Origin of the sequence: Paraburkholderia sp. J76 (assembly GCF_905220295.1) — a bacterium.
Taxonomy (GTDB): Bacteria; Pseudomonadota; Gammaproteobacteria; order Burkholderiales; family Burkholderiaceae; genus Paraburkholderia.
Map to the genome: position 1 here is coordinate 169,950 of NZ_CAJMZJ010000002.1, position 21,627 is coordinate 191,576.

General features: G+C 64.7%; 20 protein-coding genes and 1 pseudogene. 5 read left to right on the plus strand and 16 right to left on the minus strand.

Annotation, left to right across the window (positions count from 1 at the left end; all coding sequences use genetic code 11):
- Positions 1-45 precede the first annotated feature (45 nt).
- Complete coding sequence (locus U5768_RS04330) at positions 46-1,335, minus strand: MFS transporter (RefSeq protein ID WP_322029150.1); 1,290 nt, start codon at positions 1,333-1,335, stop codon at positions 46-48.
- A 152-nt stretch (positions 1,336-1,487) separates the two neighbouring features.
- On the opposite strand from U5768_RS04330, the gene U5768_RS04335 reads away from it, so the two are divergent.
- Positions 1,488-2,405, plus strand: coding sequence for a LysR family transcriptional regulator (locus U5768_RS04335; RefSeq protein ID WP_322029151.1), 918 nt, complete (start codon positions 1,488-1,490; stop codon positions 2,403-2,405).
- 25 nt (positions 2,406-2,430) lie between these two features.
- Here the strand turns inward: U5768_RS04335 and U5768_RS04340 are convergent, their stop codons facing one another.
- Positions 2,431-3,234 carry a hypothetical protein gene (locus U5768_RS04340; RefSeq protein WP_322029152.1) on the minus strand — a complete coding sequence of 268 codons (804 nt, stop codon included), beginning with the start codon at positions 3,232-3,234 and terminating at the stop codon, positions 2,431-2,433.
- Positions 3,235-3,401: 167 nt separating this feature from the next.
- Between U5768_RS04340 and gcvA the strand changes: the two genes are divergently transcribed.
- On the plus strand, positions 3,402-4,310 hold the full coding sequence (gene gcvA, locus U5768_RS04345) for a transcriptional regulator GcvA (protein ID WP_322029153.1): 909 nt from the start codon (positions 3,402-3,404) through the stop codon (positions 4,308-4,310).
- A gap of 16 nt (positions 4,311-4,326) precedes the next feature.
- On the opposite strand, the gene U5768_RS04350 is transcribed toward gcvA, so the two are convergent.
- Together U5768_RS04350 and U5768_RS04355 are read right to left on the minus strand one after the other, a co-directional pair.
- Complete coding sequence (locus tag U5768_RS04350) at positions 4,327-5,133, minus strand: sulfite exporter TauE/SafE family protein (RefSeq protein WP_322029154.1); 807 nt, start codon at positions 5,131-5,133, stop codon at positions 4,327-4,329.
- A gap of 46 nt (positions 5,134-5,179) precedes the next feature.
- Positions 5,180-6,337 (minus strand): annotated as a pseudogene (locus U5768_RS04355) (cysteine desulfurase family protein); the annotation flags it as partial.
- 271 nt (positions 6,338-6,608) lie between these two features.
- On the opposite strand from U5768_RS04355, the gene U5768_RS04360 reads away from it, so the two are divergent.
- A complete protein-coding gene (locus U5768_RS04360; protein ID WP_322029155.1) occupies positions 6,609-7,721 on the plus strand; it encodes a galactose oxidase in 1,113 nt (370 codons plus the stop codon).
- Between the two features lie 16 nt (positions 7,722-7,737).
- Here the strand turns inward: U5768_RS04360 and U5768_RS04365 are convergent, their stop codons facing one another.
- Positions 7,738-8,001: a DUF6723 family protein gene (locus U5768_RS04365; protein WP_322029156.1), complete on the minus strand. Its 264-nt coding sequence runs from the start codon at positions 7,999-8,001 to the stop codon at positions 7,738-7,740.
- A 307-nt stretch (positions 8,002-8,308) separates the two neighbouring features.
- Between U5768_RS04365 and U5768_RS04370 the strand changes: the two genes are divergently transcribed.
- Positions 8,309-9,580, plus strand: a complete 1,272-nt coding sequence (locus tag U5768_RS04370; protein WP_322029157.1) for a multidrug effflux MFS transporter — start codon at positions 8,309-8,311, stop codon at positions 9,578-9,580.
- A 19-nt stretch (positions 9,581-9,599) separates the two neighbouring features.
- Here the strand turns inward: U5768_RS04370 and U5768_RS04375 are convergent, their stop codons facing one another.
- The 8 genes from U5768_RS04375 to U5768_RS04410 form a co-directional block, all read right to left on the minus strand.
- Positions 9,600-11,228, minus strand: coding sequence for an FGGY-family carbohydrate kinase (locus tag U5768_RS04375; RefSeq protein ID WP_322029158.1), 1,629 nt, complete (start codon positions 11,226-11,228; stop codon positions 9,600-9,602).
- Positions 11,229-11,246: 18 nt separating this feature from the next.
- Complete coding sequence (locus tag U5768_RS04380) at positions 11,247-11,975, minus strand: SDR family oxidoreductase (protein WP_322029159.1); 729 nt, start codon at positions 11,973-11,975, stop codon at positions 11,247-11,249.
- Positions 11,976-12,009: 34 nt separating this feature from the next.
- Positions 12,010-13,317, minus strand: a complete 1,308-nt coding sequence (locus tag U5768_RS04385; protein WP_322029160.1) for an ABC transporter permease subunit — start codon at positions 13,315-13,317, stop codon at positions 12,010-12,012.
- An 11-nt stretch (positions 13,318-13,328) separates the two neighbouring features.
- Complete coding sequence (locus tag U5768_RS04390; RefSeq protein WP_322029572.1) at positions 13,329-14,156, minus strand: ATP-binding cassette domain-containing protein; 828 nt, start codon at positions 14,154-14,156, stop codon at positions 13,329-13,331.
- Between the two features lie 105 nt (positions 14,157-14,261).
- Positions 14,262-15,320 carry a sugar ABC transporter substrate-binding protein gene (locus U5768_RS04395; protein WP_322029161.1) on the minus strand — a complete coding sequence of 353 codons (1,059 nt, stop codon included), beginning with the start codon at positions 15,318-15,320 and terminating at the stop codon, positions 14,262-14,264.
- A gap of 84 nt (positions 15,321-15,404) precedes the next feature.
- Entirely contained in the window at positions 15,405-16,373 is a 969-nt protein-coding gene (locus U5768_RS04400) for an AraC family transcriptional regulator (protein WP_322029162.1), read from the minus strand.
- A 306-nt stretch (positions 16,374-16,679) separates the two neighbouring features.
- Entirely contained in the window at positions 16,680-17,108 is a 429-nt protein-coding gene (locus U5768_RS04405) for a YybH family protein (protein WP_322029163.1), read from the minus strand.
- Between the two features lie 93 nt (positions 17,109-17,201).
- Positions 17,202-17,726 carry a hypothetical protein gene (locus tag U5768_RS04410; protein ID WP_322029573.1) on the minus strand — a complete coding sequence of 175 codons (525 nt, stop codon included), beginning with the start codon at positions 17,724-17,726 and terminating at the stop codon, positions 17,202-17,204.
- A gap of 117 nt (positions 17,727-17,843) precedes the next feature.
- Here U5768_RS04410 and U5768_RS04415 point away from each other — a divergent pair, with 117 nt between their 5' ends.
- The gene (locus U5768_RS04415) at positions 17,844-18,779 is read left to right on the plus strand and encodes a LysR family transcriptional regulator (RefSeq protein WP_322029164.1); all 936 of its coding nucleotides are present in this window, start codon (positions 17,844-17,846) and stop codon (positions 18,777-18,779) included.
- A 22-nt stretch (positions 18,780-18,801) separates the two neighbouring features.
- Here U5768_RS04415 and U5768_RS04420 read toward each other — a convergent pair whose 3' ends face one another.
- The 3 genes from U5768_RS04420 to U5768_RS04430 are packed head-to-tail and all read right to left on the minus strand — an operon-like array spanning position 18,802 to position 21,596.
- Positions 18,802-19,797, minus strand: coding sequence for a Gfo/Idh/MocA family oxidoreductase (locus U5768_RS04420; protein ID WP_322029165.1), 996 nt, complete (start codon positions 19,795-19,797; stop codon positions 18,802-18,804).
- A 53-nt stretch (positions 19,798-19,850) separates the two neighbouring features.
- Positions 19,851-21,158 (minus strand): hypothetical protein, encoded by a 1,308-nt coding sequence (locus U5768_RS04425; RefSeq protein ID WP_322029166.1) that lies wholly within the window; start codon positions 21,156-21,158, stop codon positions 19,851-19,853.
- Between the two features lie 12 nt (positions 21,159-21,170).
- Positions 21,171-21,596 (minus strand): hypothetical protein, encoded by a 426-nt coding sequence (locus U5768_RS04430; protein WP_322029167.1) that lies wholly within the window; start codon positions 21,594-21,596, stop codon positions 21,171-21,173.
- Positions 21,597-21,627: the final 31 nt, after the last annotated feature.

The window sequence follows — 21,627 nt, forward strand, 5'->3', positions numbered from 1 at the left end:
CCCTTTACCTCGATTACATAGGATGTCTTATCAAACAGACTGCGTTCAGCGCTTCGCGCCCGCAAGCCTGACCGAAAGAATCAGCAGCGCGCCGACGAACGACACGCCGCCCATGGCGAGGAGCGCCGGCTGCAGGCTGCCCGTCGCCGTCTTGATCCAGCCGATGGCAGCCGGCCCCCAGAATCCGCCGGAAAGCCCGATGGTGTTGATGAGCGCAATGCCGCCCGCCGCGGCCGGTCCCTTGATGTATTCGGGCGGAATCGCCCAGAAAACCGTATAGGCCATCCACAGCGCCATCGTCACGAGCGTGAGCAGCGCGAGCGTGGACGCGAGATGATTGCCCGTGGCCGCGCACAGCGCAAAAAGCAGCGCGGCGGCCGCAGCGGGCACGGCGCAGTGAAAGCGCCGCTCGCCCAGCCGGTCGGAACGGCGGCCCATATAGAGCATGCCGACTGCCGCCGCGACATAGGGAACCGACGTGTACCAGCCCAGCGTGATGAGATTGCTGACGCCCTGCGCCTTGAGAATTGCGGGCAGCCAGAAGCTGATGGCGTAAATCGACGCAATGATGCAGAAGTACGCGAACGCCAGCACATAGACTTTGCGGTCGCGCAGCACGCTGCCGAACGAAGTGGCGTGCGCCTCGGGTGCGCCGACTTCGGCTTCGATCTGGCGCTTCTCGGCGTCGCTCAGCCATGCGGCGTCGGACGGTCGGTCGGGCAGATAAAGGAACGTCGCGATGCCGAGCACGATGCACGGCAGGCCTTCCACGAGAAACATCCATTGCCAGCCCGCGAGGCCGGCCTTGCCCGCAAGCAGGCTCATGATGGCCGCCGAAACCGGCCCGCCGACAATGCCGCCAATCGGCCCCGCGAGAAACACCATCGCAATGGCGCGCGCCATGCGCGAGGGACCGTACCAGCGCGAGAGATAGAAGATCATGCCGGGCGCGAAGCCCGCTTCGAATACGCCTAGCAGGAAACGCATGGCGTAGAACGCGGGCACGCTGCGCACGAACAGCATGCACGCCGACGTGATGCCCCACAGCACGAGAATGCGCCCGAAGGTCTTGCGCGCGCCGATCTTCGGCAGCAGCAGGTTGCTCGGCAATTCGAACAGCACATAGCCGATGAAGAAAATGCCCGCGCCCACGCCATAGGCGGCGTCGGAGAAGCCGAGATCGGTCTGCATCTGCAGCTTGGCGAACCCCACGTTCACGCGGTCGAGGTAAGCAAACAAATAGCAGATCAGCAGAAACGGCAGCAATCGCGCGTTGATCCTGCTGTAGAGCGCGGAAGCGTCGAAGCTTCGCGTGCGGGGAAGAATGGCGGCCATGTCCTGTCTCCTGTGGGTTGCGTCGGTGCGCAACATCATCCTGGCCAGGGCATACCGCGCTAGCAAGAGCAACAAAGTTCACATATCGTTCTTCTATGGGCAACGGTCGCTTCGCCGTCCCTTCACGTAAACGAGGCGCAAACGAGGGCGCGATGCGCGAGATCAATCAGCAGCGGCTGCGGTATTTTCACGAAGTGCTCACGCACGGCACGATCCGCGGCGCCGCGGACAGCCTGAACACGTCGCCCTCGGTCATCACGCGGCAAATCAAGCTGCTCGAAGACGAACTGGGCGCGCAACTGTTCGAGCGCCAGGCGCGCGGCGTGAAGCCCACCGAGGCGGCGGCGCATCTGCTGGAGTTCTGGCGCGGCTATCGCGCGCAGCAGGAGAAGTTTGAGGACCAGTTGCACGCGTTGCGCGGGCTCCAGCAAGGCCGCGTGGATCTGGCCGTCAGCGAAGGCTATGTCGATGCGCTCGTCGCCGAGGTCATCACGCCGTTTTGTGCGCAGTATCCGAAGCTCGATGTGAGCCTCACGATGCTGCCTGTGGACGACGTGCTGGGCGAGGTTGCCGAAAGCCGCGCCCATATCGGCCTCGCGTTCAACCCGCCGCCGCACGAGCGCATCGAATACCGCGCGAGTTCAGCGCAGCCCGTCGTGCTGCTCGTGCGCCGCGATCATCCGCTCGCGCTGCGGGGCACGCCCGCGACGATCGACGATCTGCTGGCGTGGCCGCTCGCGTTGATGCCAGCCACATTCGGCATCGGGCACCTCGCGAAGATGCTGGCGTTCGCGGAGAACGTGGAGATACGCGCGACGCTCACCACGAATTCGCTTACCGCGCTCAAGCGTTTTGTCGCCGTGGAAAACTTCGCGACGCTAATTGGCGAATTCGCCGCCTCGCGCGAAATCGAGGCCGGCGAACTCGCAACCGTGCCCATCGATCACGCGCTTTTTCAAGGCACCAAAGCGCGCGTGCTGGTGAAGTCGGGGCGGCCGCTCGTCGCGGCCGCGCATGAGTTGCTCGACTGGATCCTGCAACGCATGACGATGTTTCAGGCGGCGCGTTAGAGCGGGCCAGGAAACGCAGCAGCCGTTACGGCGCGCTGCCTTCCGGCTTGGATTTGCCGTGCAGGCACGGCGTCGGCAGGCGCATGCGATAGAGCGAAATCGCCTGAATCGTAAGCACGCAGAGAATCGCGGCGCCATAAGCGGACAACAGATTCCAGCGCGTGAGCGTGAGGCTCAGCACGAAGAAGAACGTGGCGAAACCCAGCAGGCCCGTGGTCATGCCGCGCATGAGTTGTTGCGCCGCTTCATGGCCGATCATGCGGTGCGCGAACACGGCGAGGATGATCGCCATGAACGGCAGCGACGCGAGCACGCCGCTCGCCTCGGGCCCGACATAAGGCGCGATCAGCGTCACGCTCACGACAAGGCCGGCAATGAGCATCATGCGCGAAGGCAGATCCCACCACGGCGGCGTGAGCCGCGCCGTTCGTGCGGGCTTGTTGGGAATGAGATTGAGCGCAAGCGCAATCGAGAGAATCGCAAAGAGATAAAGCCCGTTGGCAGGCAGCGCGCTCCATTGCAGCACGAGGGCCACGAGGGCGAACGTCGCGCCTCCCGCCGCCAGGGCCACCTTCCATCCGCGTGCCGCAACACGGCAATACGCAACGCAGAACGCCGCTTGCGCAGCCGTTGCAACGAGCGAGCCCGAGGTCGCTTGCGCGGCGAATGCCGGTCCGTGCTCAAGCGCGAGAAAGACCGAAACCGGCCCGGACGTGAGCGGCAGCCCGACGAGCAATCCGCCGACCGCTTCGCCCCAGCGGCGCGCAGCCAGACTGGCGGCCAACAGCAACAACGGCGTAACGACGAGCTTGAAAAGCAGAAGATCCATGATGAGCGACGCAATGCGGAGAATGCCAACTTCAGGAATGCGCGGCGAGCCCTGGCACCCTCGCCCGCCGCTTTCTGCCCATATTGAACGGCGGCACTGTGGCTGACAAACCATTTGTCGTCATATAATGCGTGAGTAAAACTCACGCATGTCGCGCATTCCGCTCCATGTTCGACCGCCTTCCTCCCCTGCAAACCCTGCGCGCCTTCGAAGCCACCGGGCGGCTTCTCAGCATGACGCTGGCCGCGCAGGAACTGCACGTCACGCACGGCGCCGTGAGCCGTCATATCAAGGCGCTAGAAGGCCATCTGGGCGTGGCGCTCTTCCAGCGTCTCACGCGGCGCATCGTTCTGACCGAGGCCGGCGCCGAATTCCTGCTGGCCGTGAACCGCGCGCTCGCTGACTTGACCAAGGAGTCCGAGCGCCTGCGCACGCACGACAGCGTCACGCGCCTGAAGATCAACGCCAGCGTGTCCTTCGCGAACCGCTGGCTCGCACCGCGCCTCTATCGCCTCAGGGCACGCCATCCGGAACTGGACGTGCATCTGGACGTGACCGATAAATACGTCGATCTCAACGACTCGGATGTCGATGTCGCCATTCGCTACGGCAGCGGGCGCTACCCACGCGTGCTGGCCGAGCGCATTCTGGAAGAAACCGTCACACCCGTTTGCAGTGCTGACTATCGGGCGACGATCGGCGGAATGGCTTCAGTGGAATGTCTCGCGCGCTGCACCTTGCTGCATGAAGGCGGCATGCTCGCAAACTGGGAGCAATGGCTGGCGCTGGCGGGTTTGAGCGGCGTGCGTAGCGATCGCGGCACGGCTTATAGCCACGGGAGCCTCGCAATCGAAGCGGCGATACGCGGCGAAGGCGTGGCGCTCGGGCGCAGCGTGATCGTGGCGGACGACATTGCGGCGGGGCGCCTCGTCGCGCCGTTTCCGCAATTGCGTCTGGAGTCCGAGCGCGGGCACGATCTCGTCTACCGCATCGGCAGCCGCGACGACCCTAAAGTGCGTGCCGTGCGCGACTGGCTCACAGACGAAATCCAGCGCTTTTTCGCCGACGCCGGTTGAGGGTCAACCGAAGCGCTCAGTACCCAAGCGCCACCTTGGCGAGCATCCCGCACGCCACGCACACCAGGATGGCGGCGAAGCCCATCTGCGTATGGCGCGCGCTAACGCGGTGCGAAACGTGGCGGCCGAGCACCATCCCCGCGACGGTCGCGACGGTGAACCACAGCGTGAGGTCGAGCCGCAGCGGCACGCCGTGCAGCACGGTCGCCACCACGCCGCCGGAGCCCACGAGCGCGATGACCATCAACGACGTCGCGACGATGCCGTGCATGGAAATGTTCGTGAGCTTGCGCAGCATGGGCACGATGATGAAACCGCCGCCCACGCCGAGCAGACCGGTCATCAGGCCCGTCAACGCGCCGGTGGACGCCAGCGCGAGCGCCGTGGTTTTCGACCATACGAGGCGGCCCGTGTCGGGATTGATACGCCCCACGCAAAGCGGCGACGCTTCCTGCAGCGCGCGCTTCCTGCCGATGGTTTGACGTAGCAGCCGCACCGCCACGAACAGCATCACGCCCGCGAAGAGCGCAAGGAGGAGGCGTTGCGGCATGGCCTGCGCGAGGCGCACGCCGAGCCACGTGGCGGGCACGCCCGCGAGCGCCATGCAGAACGCCGCGCGGTAGCGCACGAGCCGCTTCCTGAAGGCTTCGAGCGCGCCGATTCCCGCGCTGCTCGCCACGGCGATCAAGGCAACCGGCGTGGCCTGCTGCATGGGCCAGCCCATTCCCACCACGATGGCGGGCACGGCGAGTATGCCGCCGCCCGCGCCCGTGAGTCCCAGCAATGCGCCGATCATGGCGCCGAGAACGAGTGAAACGATCATCGTGAATCGATGGGCATCGTGGCGGTGAACGGCGACATCAAAGCGCCGCTTCCGCCGGCACGCACGGCGCGACAGCGCGGCGAATGCAGTCCACCGCGAAATCGACGTCTTCCGGCTTCGTAAAGCGCCCGAGGCTCAGGCGCACCGTGCGGTTTGCCGCCTCTTCGCTCACCCCGATCGCCGTGAGTACGTGCGACGGCGTGCCGGCAGCCGAGTTGCACGCCGACGTCGACGAGATGGCGAGGTCGCCCGTCAGCAGGAACGGGAAGAAACCGGGCAGATCGATCGTGAGGCTCAGCGTATGCGCAATGCGCTTCGCGTGCGCGGCGTTGAGCGTCACGCCCGGCAACGCGAGCACGTCGGCGAGCAGGCGCTTGCCGAGGCGCGCAATGCGCTCGCTGTCCGCTTGCAGCGCTTCGCGCGCGATCACGCACGCCACGCCCATGCCGACGATCTGATGCGTGGCGAGCGTGCCCGAGCGCAAGCCGCGCTCGTGACCGCCGCCGTGCATTTGCGGCGCGATGCGCTCGAACGCGTCGCGGCTAACGTAGATCGCGCCGATGCCCTTGGGCCCGTACACCTTGTGCGCCGACATCGAGAGCAGGTCGATGCCCATCGCTTTGACGTCGATGGGCGTCTTGCCGAGCGCCTGCGCCGCATCGACGTGCAGCAGCGCGCCCGCGGCATGCACCACGGGCGCAATCGCCGCGATGTCGGTGAGCGTGCCCAGTTCGTTGTTGACCAGCATGAGCGACACGAGCCCGGTGTCGGGCGTGAGCGCCGCGGCCACGGCCTGCGCCGTGATCTCGCCGTTTGCGTCCGGCGCGAGCCGCGTGACGGCCATGCCGCGCGCTTCGAGGCTCGTCATCGTATCGAGAATGGCCTTGTGCTCGAGCTGGCTCGTGACGAAATGGCGCTTTTGCGTCGCGCGATCCGCGTAGCCCTTCAGCGCGAGATTGTTCGACTCGGTCGCGCCGGAAGTCCAGACGATCTCCTCGGCATCGGCGCCGATGAGCGCCGCCACGTCCTTGCGCGCCTGTTCGACGAGCCGCCGCGCCCGCTGGCCCGCGCCATGCGAACTCGACGCCGGGTTGCCGAAGTCGCCCTCCATGCCCAGACAGCCGAACATCGCTTCGATCACCCGCGGGTCTGCCGGGGTGGTCGCGGCGTAGTCAAAGTAACGCAAATCGCCCTTCTCGCTCATCTTCGTTTCTCGCACATCGGAATGCCGAAGATGCTACGCGCCGGGCGCTGAAAAATGGTTCCAAAATGAAGCGGATTCTTCAAAGAGAGGAGAATTCACTTCTATTCTGTCAGCGCAATTCGAAATGAAATTCTCGGGGCATCCGGTCACGCAGCATCGCGATCGCGGGGTGAATCCGCCCTGAAATCGCGCATGCCGGCATGCAAGCTCCGCGACAGCGGACGCGTGTACCGTATTCCATGCCGTCTTGCTTACGTCCGCGAGGTTCGCCATGCCGCTTTCCCGTCGCCGATTCCTCGAACTGAGCCTCGCCGCGTGTGGCGCCGCCGGGTTCCCCCAGCGCGGCGCGCTGGCGGCGGACACGCAGGGAATGCCCGAGGACGCGCAAGCGATGCAGACCGCCCAGCGCGGCGGCCTCTACGCGAGCCTGCGCGACCCCAACGCCACGCAGTTGCCGCCCGACGCGTTCACCCAGCGCTTCTTCTACTCCAGCGCGCCACGCGCTACGCCGCAAGGCGAGTGGACCACGGCCGCGCCCTTGCCGCTGCCGCGCAGCGAAATGGCGTGGGCGACGAGCGAAGGCGATCGGATGCACGTGATCGGCGGGTATGGCGCGGGCCAGGTCGCGCGCCCCTATCACCACGTATTCGACGCCGCGCGCGGCGCCTGGCGCACCGCGGCGCCCATTGCGCGCGGCGCGAATCATATCGGCGTGGCGGCGCTCGACGGCGTGGTCTATGCGATGGGCGGCTTCGTCGAGCAAAACCGCATCGCCGTGCCCGACTGCTACGCCTACGTCGTGGCCGACGACCGCTGGCACGCGATCCATCCGCTTTCGCGCGGCTCGCGCGGCGCGATTTCCGTGGTGGCGCACGAGGGCATGTTGCACGCCATCGGCGGCCGCGACACGCGCTCGGTGGACTGGCACGAGGTGTACGACCCGAAGAGCGACAACTGGAGGACGCTCGCGCCCATTCCCGGTCCGCGCGATCACACGGCGGCCGTCTCGCTCGCGGGTTGGATACTCGTGGCCGGCGGCCGCATGGACACGTTCGACTTCAACACCGGCATGCACGTGGCCTACGACGCGAGGCGCGACGCATGGGAGGAACGCGCGCCCATGCCCACGCCGCGCTCCGGCCACGGCGGCGCGGCGTGGCGCGGGCGGTTCTTCTGCATGGGCGGCGAAGGCACGCGGCGCGTGTTCGGGCAGAACGAAGGCTACGATCCGGCCACCGATTCATGGCAGGCGTATGCGCCCATGCTCACGCCGCGTCACGGCATGGGCGCGGCGGTCGTGGGCGATGCGATTCATGTGGCGGGCGGCGGTCCCATGAACGGCGGCGTGTTTCAGACTTCGGTGCACGAAGTGTTTTTGTTTTGAGCCACGCGCGCTCTGGTCATCCCTCGGGCGTCGCGATGTCCGCGCGGATCAGTTCGTCGGCGAGCGCGAGCGCCTCCTGCCTTGCCTGCGGCCCCGTTGCGCACGGTCCCGGACGCGGGCAGCCGTCGAACGGATAGATGAGCCGCCCGTCGGTCTTGCGGCGAATACGCAGCAATCCGTAGTAGCGGCCCGCGCCGTCGATCTGCTCGCCGCAAAAGACTTCGTAGTCTTCAGCGGCGGTCGGGCGGCGGATGGCCGGTTTCGGCCTTTTCTCTGGCATGTCGGCACTCCGCGAAGATCCAGGGATGAGATATGCGCATACTCAGCAAACGCCGCGCCCGACAACGCCCTGCCGCCAAAGCCCGCCCACTCCCGCTTCCCCGCTGCTTGCTACCCATCCGATGGGACCCAATGGGACCCGATGGGCACCGAGGGGCGCCGCACGGAAACCGCCGATAAGAGGCACAATACGCGCCTACGCCGCCGCACCGGACGCCATGTTCGCGATTCGAACGTGCCTTCTCAACGCGCCTGTTCGATTCCCTCCCGCGCTCCGCTGCACCGGAATCCGCCCTTTTCACGCTGTCATGACCCACGATCTCCCCGAACGTCCCGCCCCCGCCGCGCGCCCCGCGAATTCGCCGCGCTTCCTGTTGTTCCTGATTTGTCTGTTCGCCTCCGCCGGACAGCTCGCCATCGACATCTACGTGCCCGCCCTGCCGGCCATGGCGCGTTACTTCGCGACCTCGCCGCAGGCGATCCAGTCGAGCGTCTCGGTCTATATGGCGGCGTACGCGTTCGGCCAGCTCATCTTCGGGCCGATTTCCGACGCGCTGGGACGCAAGCGCGTGCTGGCCTTCGGCCTCGTCGTCTTCACGCTCGGCTGCCTGCTTTCGCTGGCCGCGCCCAATCTGGAAACGTTCGTGCTCGCGCGCTGCCTGCAAGGCTTCGGCATCGCCGCGACCAATCTGCTCGCGAAGGCCATCATCACGGACTCGTTCGTGGGCACCGCGCTCATGCACGCGTTCACGTACATGTCGATCACCTGGGGACTCGCGCCGATCATCGCGCCCGTGATCGGCGCGCACTTGCAGGAGCTGTTCGGCTGGAAGTCGTGCCTCGTGTTCCTGCTCGTTTATTCGCTCGCGATGTGGGCGCTGCTGTGGCGCTTTCGCGAGACCTTGCGGCAACCTGTGCATCTGGAGCCGCGCACGCTCGTCGCGAACGCGCGCAAGGTCCTCGCGAGCCCCGTGTTCCAGAGCTGCTTTCTCGCTCAGGGGCTGTGCTACAGCATCCTGCTGGTGTTCAACATCATCGGGCCGTTCATGGTGCAGAACACGCTGCACAAGCCGCCTACGTTCTTCGGCTATCTCGCGCTCGGCATCGGTTTGATGTATTTCCTGGGCGGCCTTTCGAACCGTCTGCACGGCCCGCGCCTGCCGACGCCCGAGCAGCGTCTGCGCGTGGGCGCGCGCGTGATGGCGGGCGCGGCGATCGTCATGCTCGTGCTCGCGCTCACGGTGGGCCTGCGCGTGTGGACGCTCGCCACGCCCGTTCTCGTGATGGGTTTGTGCGCGGGCACGATGTATCCCACGCTGATGGCAAAGGGCAATTCGCTGTTCCCGCACATCGCGGGCTTGACGAGCGCGATCCTGGGCTGCGCGCTGCTGCTCGTTTCCTCGGCGATGATGGGGCTGGCCGGGTTCGTCTCCGTGCACGTGCTCACGCCGCTCGCGGTATTCTTCGTGCTGCTCGCGCTCACCGTCGTCGTGATGGTGACGAAGCTGCTGCGGCACCTCGCGCAAAGCCAGGCGGCCGCCGCCGCCGCGCTCGCGCAGCGCAGCGGCGAGGCGGCTTGAAACCCGGCGGCTCGAACCCCTACCTGATCGCGCGCGCCACGTCCTGCAACTGCGTAAAGGCGCGGTAGCGCGCCTCGTGTAGCGCCGCGATTTCGCCGGTGGCCGGCGCGTAGACCTTGCTGATCTGCGACATCGCGGCCATCGCCCCGCGCGCGTTTTCGTACAGGCCGCCAGCCACGGCGCCCAGCATGGCCGCGCCCAGCAGGACCGGCTCTTCGGCGTGGGTGGCCAGCACGGGCTTACCCGTTGCGTCCGCAAGCAGTTGGCGCACGAGGTCGAGCCGCCCCGCACCGCCGCTGATCACGACCTGCTCGATCGGCGCGCCCGCGTGGGCCTGCACCTCGATGATCTGCCGCAGCCCATAGCCGATGCTGCAAATGCCCGCCACGTAGAGCGCGACGAGGCTCTCCATGTCCGTCTCCATGCCGAGTCCCGCGATCACCGCGCGCGCGTGCGGATCGGCAAACGGCGCGCGGTTGCCGAGGAATTCCGGCACGACGTGCAGGCCTTGATCGTGCGCGAGGCGCACCGCGCCCGACACATCTTGCGCAGCCTGCGCCGCCAGCCCGGCGAGCATCGTCGGCAGCGACTGGCCTTCGCTCGCCGCGCGGCTCGCGGCATCGCTTGCGAGCGGATGCAGCGTGAGCAGCCGCTCGATCGCCGCGCCCGCCACCGACTGTCCGCCTTCGTTGAGCCACGCCTCGGGCACCATCGCCGAATAGTACGGGCCCCAGACGCCGGGCACGAACACGGGATCGCGTGTGGTCGTCATCGTGCACGACGACGTGCCGAATACGTACGCAAGGCACGCCTCGGGCTGCCCTTGCGCGCCGACCGTACCGATGCCGCCCGCGTGGGCGTCGATCACTCCCGTCGCCACCGGCGTACCCGCGCGCAGGCCGAGCTGCGCGGCGGCCTGCGGCGTGAGCCCGTTGCCGAGCGGCGTGCCCGGCTCGACGATCGACTGACCGATGCGCGCGAAATCTTCGTCGGCAAGAACGCCCAGACCCACGGTGCGGAAGTAGCTTTCGTCCCAGCGGTGCTCGTGCGCGAGATAGGTCCACTTGCAGGTCACGGTGCAGGTGGAGCGCGCCAGATCGCCCGTGGCGCGCCACGTGAGGAAGTCGGTCAGATCGAAGAACTGCCAGGCGGCGGCGAATACGTCGGGCCGGTTTTCCAGCAGCCACAGCAGCTTGGGCGTTTCCATCTCGGGCGAAATCTTGCCGCCCACGAAACGCAGCACGTCGTGGCCCGTCGCGTTGATGCGCTCGGCCTGCTCCACGGCGCGATGATCCATCCACACGATGATGTCGCGCTCGGCGATTTCGGACGGTCCCACGGGCAACGGCTGTCCGCCCTCGCCGAGCACGACGAGCGAACAGGTGGCGTCGAAGCCGATGCCCGCGATACGCTCCGGCGCAATCGCGGCCTGCGCCATGGCTTCCTTCACGGCGTGGCACACGGCATTCCATATCTGCGTGCTCGATTGCTCGACAATCGCGCCGCTCTCATGAAACACGGTGATGTCGTGTTTCGCCGACGCCACCATGCGCCCGGTGGAATCGAAAATGCCGGCGCGGGCGCTGCCCGTGCCCACGTCGACGCCGACGGTATGGCTTGCGCCGCCAGCCTGGTTGTTTGCGGTCATGGCTCGTTGACTGGGTATTTACAGATCGACACTGTTGGGCAGGATCACAAGGTCGCGAATCGTCACGTTACGCGGCCGCGTGAGCATGAACACCACGGAATCGGCCACTTCCTTCGGCTGCATGAGACTGCCCTGGGCCAGCGCTTCGTCCATCTTCGCCTTGGGCCAGTCGTCGAGCAACGCCGTGACAACCGGGCCCGGCAGCACGGCGCCAACGCGCACGCCATGCTTCGCGACCTGGCGGCGCACGGTGTGCGCGAAGGCCTGCACCGCGAACTTGGAAGCCGTGTAAATGGGCTCCCACACCACCGGCACGACGCCCGCCACCGAACTCGTGAAAACGATATCGCCCGACTTCTGCGCGATCATGTGCGGCAGCACGGCGTGCACGGATCGAAACGCGGCGTTGATGTTCAGGTTGAGCATGCGGTCCCACTCGTCGGGATTGCCGCTCGCCACCTCGCCGCCAATATAGGCGCCCGCATTGGCGTGAAAGATGTCGAGCCCGCCCGCGAGATCGAGAATCTTCGGCAGCATGGCCGCGTAGTCGGCGGGGTTGAGCAGATCCATGGCGAGCGGCAGCGCATTGGGGCCCAGTTCCGCGCAACATTTCGCGAGCCGGTCTTGCGCGCGGTCGATCAGCACGACTTTCGCACCCTCCTCCACGAACGCGCGCGCACACGCGAAGCCGATGCCGGACGCCGCGCCCGTAATGGCGGCGACCTTTCCCTTGATCGATTCAGACATGGGTGACTTTCTCCTTGATTCAGGTTCCGGCGCCTCAGGCGCGGCCATGCGAAACACGCGACTGGCGGGCGAGCGAATCGACGATCACCGCAATGGCCAGCACGGCGCCGGTAATCATGAAGCGCAGCGAAGAAGACAGATTCAGCAGCGTGAGGCCGCTCGCAATCGACTGGATCACGATAATGCCAAGCACTGCCGACCATGCGCTGCCGCGCCCGCCGAACAGGCTCGTGCCGCCGATCACGGCTGCCGCGATGGCGTTGAGGTTGACGTCGCCGGTGCCGGCCTGCTGGCTCGCCGATGCGAGGCGCGCCGCGGTCAGCACGCCGCCGATCGCCGCAAGACTTGCGCACAGCACGAACGCGCTCGTATAAATCGCGCCGACCTTGATGCCCGCGCGCCGCGCGGCTTCGTGATTGCCGCCCACGGCGTGCATCGAGCGGCCCCAGCGCGTGCGCGTGAGCGCATATTGCATGACGACCGCGAGCCCGAGAAAGAGACCGAACATCAACGGCACGCCGCGACCGCGATTCAGATAGGCCACGACGATTTCGAGGAACACGGTCAGCGCCGCCGCGCGCCCGAGCAGGCCTGGAACCGAAGGCGCGGAAAGCCGCGCCTCATGGCGGCGCGAGCGCGTGCGCATGCCGAGCAGCAGCAGCACGATACCGGGCAGCAGCGCAATCAAGTGCGAAACGACCGGCGGGATGACCATCAGTTGTCCGAAATTCACCATCGCCGAGCCGTAAGGCAAGTTGATCGAGCCGGTCGAGCCGAGCACGTAGAGCTGCATGCCGAGAATGGCGAGCAGGCCCGCGAGCGTCGAGACGAAACTCGGCATGCCTATCCAGTTGAGCAGCAGCGCATACAGCGCGCCGATCACGGCGCCCACCGCAATGGCGGCGAGAATGGCGAGCACCACCGGCCAGCCGTCGTTGACCCACAGCGTGCCGACGAGCGCCGAAGCAAAACCGCTCATCGAGCCCACCGAAAGATCGATCTGCCCGAGCATCAGCACGCACACAATGCCGAGCGAAATGACGCCGACCGTCGAGCAGTCGAACAGCATGTTCACGAGGTTGTCGGCGGAGAGAAACACGGGGTTCAGGCTCGTGAACACCGTCCAGATGATGACCAGCCCCGCGATGACCGGCAGCGATCCGAGGTCGCCGGAACGCACGCGGTCGACGAATGCCGAAACGCTCTCGCCGATTCCGCTCGCATGCTTCACACGCACGTCGCTGCGGTCGAGCAGCGCGGCGGGCTGGGTTTGTAACTTCGAGGCGTCCTGGCCTTCAGGCTCTGAAGCAGGCTGCGGAGCGCCATGGATAGTCTTGCTCATGATCGTTCCTTTCATTGGACGTCCTGTTGCGCCTGGCGGCGGCCCGCGCGGCGCGACACCGCGTTTTCCGTCGCCCCGGTGATCGCCGCCACGAGTTCGGCGTTCGATGAGTCGGGATAGAAGACGCCGTTGTTGCGGCCAAGGCGCAGCACGACGATGCGGTCCGCCACGGCGCGCACGTCTTCCATGTTGTGGCTGATCATGATGACGGCGTGCCCGCGGTCGCGCACGCGCTCGATCAGGTTCAGCACTTCGGCGGTCTGGGCCACGCCGAGCGCGGCGGTCGGCTCGTCGAGCATGATGAGCTTCGGGTCGAGCAGCAGCGAGCGCGCGATCGCCACCGTCTGGCGCTGGCCGCCCGAGAGTGAGGCGACCACGTCGCGCACGCTGGGAATGCGCGCCGACAGCTCGTTGAGCAGCGTCCAGGCCCGCACTTCCATCGTGACCTCGTCGAGCCGGTAAGGGCCCAACTCGCGGCCGAGGAAGATGTTCGCCACGACGTCGAGGTTCTCGCACAGCGCGAGGTCCTGGAACACCGTCGCTATGCCGAGGTCGAGCGCCGTGCCTGGATCGGACAGGTTCACGGGCTGGCCGCGGAACGTGATCGTCCCGGCGCTCGGCTGGTGCACGCCCGCGAGAATCTTCACGAGCGTCGATTTGCCCGCGCCGTTGTCGCCGACGAGGGCGACCACCTCGCCCGCATGCACGTCGAGTTCGATATCCGTGAGGGCCGAAACCGCGCCGAAATGCTTCGAGACGCCGCGCAGGCTCAGCACCAGTTCGCCGGGCGCGCCGCGTGTCGAGGCGCGGTTCGCCGCGCCGTTCGTGGCGGGGTGCATGGCGGGGTGCATGGATTCGTCAGTCATGAAATGGGTACCTCTTCGTATCTTTCAGGGCCCGGCGCGCGCCGGGCCCGACCACGCGTATCAACCGGATAACCCGGATCAGCCACCAATGCCGAGCTTCTTGCAGCCGTCCGCATAGCGGCCCGTGCACAGGTCCTTCGCGTTCGCGAAGCCCTTGTCCACGACCTCGGCCTTGATGTTCTGCTGCGTGATGACGGCCGGCTTGAAGAGTTGCGAGGGCGTCTTGAAGAGCGTCGTCTCGCCCTTCACGGGCTGGCCGCTAAGGAAGCCCACGGCCACCTTCGCCGCCGCGCCCGCCACGATTTCGCTGGGCTTCGAGATCGTGTTGTACTGGTCGCCCGCGATGATGAGTTGCAGGCCCGCGGTCGTCGCGTCGTTACCCGTGACCGGCGGAACCGGGTTCACGCCCGCAGCCTTGAACGCCGCGATCGTGCCGCCCGCCGTGCCGTCGTTGGCCGCCACCACGCCCACGATCTGCGGACCGAAGCGCGTGATCTGCCCGCTCACCCACTGCTGCGCCTTCGGGGGCGCCCATTCCGGCGTGTCGTACTCGGAGAGCGTCTTGTAACCGCTGCCCTGCAGCCCTTCGTGGATGCCCTTCTTGATGAGCCCGGCGGCGGCGTCGGTCGGCGAGCCGTTCACTTCGAGCACGCCGCCCTTGCTGGCGGCCACGCCCGAGGCTTTCAGATGCTGCACGAGCGACTGCGCAATCGACTTGCCGATTTCCTCATTGTCGAACGAGACGTAGTAATCGGCGGGCGTGGACGGCACGGGCCGGTCATACGCAATGACCTTGATGCCCTGGCTCTGCGCCATATGCACGAGCGAAGCCGCGGCCGTTGAATCCACCGGATCGAGCACGATGACCTTCGCGCCCTGCGCGATCACCGAGTTGAACTGTTGCTGCTGCTGCGAGGCATCGGCGTTGGCGTTCTGGTAAAGCACCTTGCAGTCGGGGCAGAGCTTGTTCATTTCGGCCTTGAAGCCGGGGAAGTCGTGCTGCTCGTAGCGCGTGGAGGCCTGGTCGGGCATGAGGAACGCGACCGTGCCGCTCGGCGCGGCGTAGGCCGACGTGATGCCCGCGAGGGCGAGACTGAGCGCGGCGGCGCCGATCAGTTGGGTGTGAAGTCGGGTCATTGGGTGTCTCCGTTTTTTGGTTGAATACCTGGTGGGTTGCCGATGCTGCCGTGCTGCCTGGTGAAAGTGTGAGTTCGTCCTTCGCTAGCCGATCGCGGGCACGCCGTACATGGCTTCGCTCTTGCTGGCCGCGCTTGCGGCATTGAGCCGCTGATAAGATCGCCAGCGCGAAGGCGACATTTCCTTGAGCAACAGGAACTGGCGATTGAAGTTCGAGAGATTGTTGAAGCCCACCTGATAGCAGATGTCCGTGATATTCAGTTCACCTGACATCAATAGCTGGCATGCCAGATTGATGCGCAACTGGTTCACGTAGCGCACGAACGACACGCCCGTATGCCGCCGGAAATAGCGCGAAAACGCACTCACGCTCTGCCCGGCCAGTTCCGCCAGCTCCGTTTCGCGCAACTCCTGCGAGAGATTCTTGCCGATAAAGGCAAGCACGTGATTGATGCGCGTGCCCGCGTAGCGGGCCGGGTCGGCGCGATACGCCTCGCTCGCGAGCGCGGCGGGACCGTCGCTTTGCACGAGCAGGTCGAGCAAGTCGATAAAGAGCGTGACGCGTCGCATGCCTTGCGCGCCCAGCATCTCGCGCAGGATGGGTTCGGCGGCCGCGCCCGTTTCCGGCGTGAACAGGAGGCCCCAGCGCGACGCATCGAGCAGCGGTTCCACACGGCGGCACTCGGGAAACGCCTCAATCGCGCGCGCGATGAAATCCGCATCGAACTGGAGCACGAGACAACGCTCGTCGACCGGTTCGTCGTGCTGGACGCTGCTTACCCAGTTATGCGGGAGGTTCGGGCCGATCATCACGAGATTGCCGGGCGCGAAACTGCCGATGAAGTCGCCCACGAAATACTTGCCCGTGGTCGCGGTGATGAGGTGAATCTCGTACTCGGGGTGAAAGTGCCAGCGCACCGTCCGGTAGGGATAGCCGTGCGACCAGACCTTGAACGACTCGTCGCGCGGCACCGCGACCAGTTCGAGGTCAGGCTGGGAATGTGTGGCGCGGGGCGCGTCCATACGCGCCGTGGCTGCCCCAATGATTTGCATCTCGACTCTCCTGCACGGAATTTTTCTTCTTCTGCGACGGCTGCTCGCGCGTACGCTGGACCGAATTCAGTTGCCACGCCGCCATGACTGAAAATTACCCGGCGCGGCACGCCTTCACCACTGAAAATCAGACCGCATACTGATACTTTTTTGCATTCGGGTTAGTCCTGGGCGTATTCCAGGCCACCCGAAGTCAACTTTTGTGCAGGGCAACAGCTACAAATTGAGGCGAAAACGGCAAATATTGCCGCCGCCGGGTCTGCGGCGACGGCAGATAATGGCCAAAGCGGTCAAAACCGGCGGTGGCTAACGTTTGAAAACGACTTTGGTCGAGGCGGGGTCGATCGGCGAGGACGAATGCTGGTGGAAAATCTTCCAACCGTCGCCTGTTTGCCTGAGGGTTGCGGTAATGCGATTGTCCATCGAACGCAATTCCTCGCCGTGCGCGCTCACCGCTTTGTAGGTCACAAAGGCATGAACCACCGCAAGGTCCTGGGAGACGACTGTGCGCGCCTCGCTGAAGTCCACCGCCACGCGCTCGGCGCCCAGCGACCCAAACCAGCCCTCCACCATCCTGCGCCAGGACGCGACGCCTTCGTACGTCCATGCGTCCCACATGTCGAACGCCAGGATATCCGGCGCATAGAGCGCGACGAACGCATCGACGTCTTTCGCGTACACTGCGGCTTTGTAGTCGTGCAGGACCTGCAGGATTGGATCGGCGGCTTTATCCACTGTGTTTTCTCCTGAAGGCGTTCGTACGCCGATGAAGGCCGCCTATTAAAGCAACGCGGGCCGGCCGCTGTCCAGTGAAATTGCCCGCTGCTTTCAGGTGAGCGACGAGGCGGATTCTCCACGCATCGCCCCCTTTCGCCACGAACGCAGCAGCAGATAAAAGGCGGCGCCATGCGTGATCGCCAGCAGCGGCACGAAGATCACGGGAATCGCATACGCCGCGCCCAGTTCTCCGGCATGCAAGGGAACGTCGGCCTGGATGGCGTGGTAGTAGGCAAGCATCAGGTCCCCCGCGCCCACCAGATTGAACGCCACGACAAAGAACCCGAATACCGGACGCTTTCCCGCTGTGAGAAGCGCCAGCATGGCGAGCACGCCAGTCACGAAGTCGCCGTAGGCAGTGGGCACGGCAAAACTTGCTGGCAAATCGGGACTCACGACGCCCGGCAGAATAAAGACCAGCCCGAAGAACCGGAAACTGTGCAGCGTGGCGATTGCGCGTTGCGCATCGAATGGGTCCATCGACTTGAGCCGGGGCCATATGTACGCGGTGAAACAAAGAAGCCACGCGACGTACCCCAGAACGAGATGCAAGCGAAAGATCGATTCCTGTGACATGGCGGCTCCGGCAAGATGGTGTCCGATATACGGCGTGCTTTTCACACGCCAGCGGCTGGCACGTTAGGTGTACCATCGTTTCCCGCGAGCGACTATTCATCACAATGTTGATGCGCCATGAAGCAGAACTTCACAGTCAGGCAGGGGGCGCTCGATGGTGTGGAGGCGTTCCTGAGCGTTGCCAGGCACCGCAGTTTTCGTAAGGCGGCCGCCGACCTCGGCGTAACGCCTTCCGCCATCAGTCAGGCGGTGCGCGTACTCGAAGAGCGCATCGGCGCGGCGCTTTTCGTGCGCACCACGCGCAGCGTCGGCCTGACCGAAGCCGGCGAGCGGTTTCTTTCGCGCGCCAAGCCCGCCTTCGAGGAACTGGTTGCCGCGAGCGAAGTGGCGCGCGAACTGGGCCAGCGCCCCACCGGTTTGTTGCGGCTCTCCGTGCCGCGCGCGGTCGTCCCCCTGCTGCTGGAGCCGCTTCTTGCTTCGTTCTGCCAGGCGTATCCCGAGGTCGAGGTGGAAATCGCCGTGAGCAAGGAAGTGATCGATCTCGCGGCGGAGGGTTTCGACGCCGGAATCCGGCTAGGCCAGCTCGTTGCCGCCGACATGGTGGCCGTGCCTCTGACTCCGCCGTTTCCCCTCGTTGTCGTCGGGAGTCCTTCCTATTTTTCCGGCAACAAACGGCCCCGCCACACGGACGACCTGCGCCAGCACGCCTGCTTGCGCTGGCGCCGCTCCACCGGCGCGCTCGCGTCATGGTCGTTCGACGACAAGGGCAACACAATGGAAATCGCCGTAACCGGACCGCTGATCGCCAGCGATTTCCCGACCATGATGGGCGCGGCGCTGGAAGGCATCGGCCTCGCCCAGCTACCCGAACCAATGGTTTCCGATGCAGTGAAAGCGGGAAAACTCGTGCGCGTGCTCGACGCTTACGCGCCGATGCTGCCGGGCGTGTTTCTCTGCTACCCCAGCCGCAGGCAGATCATGCCCAAGCTGCGCGCATTCATCGATCATGTGAAGAGCCGCAAGGCTGGCGCGGACCAGACCAGGGATCGTTGAACCTGCCAGCGGCGCTTCGACGTCACACTATGTTCTCCCAAGCGCCCGAGCGGGCCGAGCGAAACACGGCGTCGATTACCCGCATGTTCGCGCGGGCGTCTTCCAGCGGGATCGCCTGGGGTGTTCCGCTCAATATCGCTTGCGCAAACACCGCTGCCGCCACGCCGTATTGATCGCACAGCGGAAGCTCCAGCCAGCGGTCCTCCTCGCCTTGCTTGCACACCAGCAAACGTGTCGGGCAGTCATTGGGCGCATTGAATGGAATCTCGACTTCTATCCGCCCGGTGGTGCCGTGAAACTGCATGCGCTGGTAAGGATAAACCTGCGTGGAATAGAAGAAACTTGCTTGCACGCCGTGGAAATCCATCAGCACGGAGCCCAGGCGGTCCACTTCGAACGCCGGATCGCGTTCCATCAGCGCGACAACGCGTTCGGGCTCGCGCCCGAGAATGAGGCGCGACGTCGTGATGGGGTAGCAGCCGATGTCGAGCAATCCGCCGCCGCCCAGTTCGTTCTGGTTGCGAATGTCCTGCGCGTTGGTGTTGTAGTAAGTAAAGCCGCCAGTCACCGCGCGCAATTCGCCTATTGCGCCCGCTTCTATCAAATCACGCACCTTGAGCCATTGCGGGTGCGTGCGAACCATGAACGCTTCCTGAATATATCGGCCGCTCTTCTCGCGCGCGGCGATCAGTCGTTCGGCTTGTTGCGCATCGAGCCCGATGGGCTTTTCGCACAGCACGTGCTTGCCCGCCTCGACGGCCTTGATCGTCCACTCCACGTGAAGGTGATTCGGCAACGGGATATAGACCGCATCGATTTCCGGATCCGCCAGCAGCGCCTCGTAACTGCCGTACGCGTGCGCGAGGCCGTATTTCGCGGCCGCAGCCTGTGCCTTCTCCACCGTGCGCGAAGCAATCGCTTTTACGCGGCACTTCGGCGCGTGGTGTATGGGCACGACCACTTTGTCGTTGATCTTCGAACTCCCCAGAATACCCCAGACGATTTCATCCTTTGCCATGACGTTCCTTTCAAATGGCGTACTCGCTGCCCATAACGGGCCGACTGCGTAACCTATTCGCTTTTCTTCTGCGCCGCGCCTGCGGCCGCGACAGCCTTGATTGTCCTCCAGTTCGTGCGCGATACGCCATCCACCCAGAAGTGCTTCAACTCATTCAATACGTCTAGTTCTTCCTTCACCGACTCGGGCTCCATTCCCACGGCGTGTAGCAATGCCGCGCGATAGATATCGATCAGCGATTCAACCTTTCGAACGAACGAATCGGCGGGAACGAGGCTAAGCCGGTAAGAGGAAATTGCGCAGCCAATCAACGCCGCCAGCGTAATCGCGACTTGCAGGACACTGACGTCGTTGTGGGCTCGCGTGATATCAACACCGGCCAGTTTCGTCGCCAGAATGGCTGCGGCGATTGTGGATAAAACAATGAAAACGACACTGAGCGTCAGCAGGGATTCCAGTATTGTGCGGGTTGCGCCAATCTCTTTCCTGTGCTCCTTGGGCAGGATCCACCACACGCGCTCCCACAATACCGACGTTTCCATTCTGTACCGCTTTTCGGCGTAGTCCTGCAAGGCGGAAAAGCGGTTTCCCAAAGCGGTGGGACGGATCCACTTCACCGTGGGATATCGGTTCAGCTTCAGCCATGCGTCGGCAATCTCGCCGGTTTTGAAATCGAGCATCCAGGCGAGTGTCGAATCGGCCGATTCTCCCTTGATCGAAACCCAATCGATCCACTTCTCTTTTTCTTCCCGCGCGGGAGATGAATCCTTGTTGGCATGATGGAAAGCGATCAGCGCCAGAAATCCACTGGAGATAATTCGCACCTCTTTGGCGCTCATTTGCGGAACACAAAGCGGATCTTTCAAGCGGTCGGCGGCAATACAGGCGCAGACAAATGCCCAGTTATTGAGCCGCCTGACCTGCTCCCATTGTCCAGCAGAAACCGTCTCGGGAATATACAGCGGCCCCGCGCCTTTTTCCTTGAGCCAATTCACCACCGTAAATTCTGCTTCCAGACGCTCACGCTGGGTTTTCAGCCGATGCCGGCTCCTGAGCGCGCGGCTGATCAGCCAGTCTCGCAGCTTCACGCAAGGTTTTCCGGGGACGTTTTCAAAGAGGGAAACAACGGCTTCGCGAATGACCGTCAATACGAAGCTCACCACGAGCACCGAAAGCGCCGTCCAGGTGATTTCGGTTTTCGACTCGCTGCCGATCAACTCCGTAATCTTTTCGATGACGACCGTTGGGCCCAGCAGAACGCAGAGAAACCCGATTACCGCCACACAGGCAGGCACCAGTCCGGTCAGGAAATAGGCCTTGCCTAGCGCCTCTTTGCCTTTGTCGGAGAACTCGCTGAACACGCGTGGCGGCCTTCAGCCCTTCTCGTGAATTGGGCAGGGATTATCCGTGGTGTAATGCCCGCCGCGGCACCGATGAAGTTCCGGCCGGTGACCGGTCAAGGAATCGCGCGGGAAATTTTTCCAGAAACCGCTATCGTCCTGGATCATGGCCAGCAGCGCTTCGCCGGGGCTATCGAAGTTTTTCTGCGCTGCAGCGTCAATACCCCGAAACATCCACGGCAGATCGACTACGCCATACACTTCGTTGCGCGTATCGACGACGACGACCAGACTCGCGTTACTAGCCAGCGCTTGACTCACTGCCTCGATAGCCAGCGTGTTCGCCTCCACCTTGATGGCTTGCGGATATTGATCAGAGGATTGAAGGATCTCGAGATCTAAATCGTTCAGGTCGCGAGACGCCATGTCGCCCGCGAGTATCGTTTCGTCGTCGCTCATTTTCGCTACCCCAGGACGTACGCCGGACAGG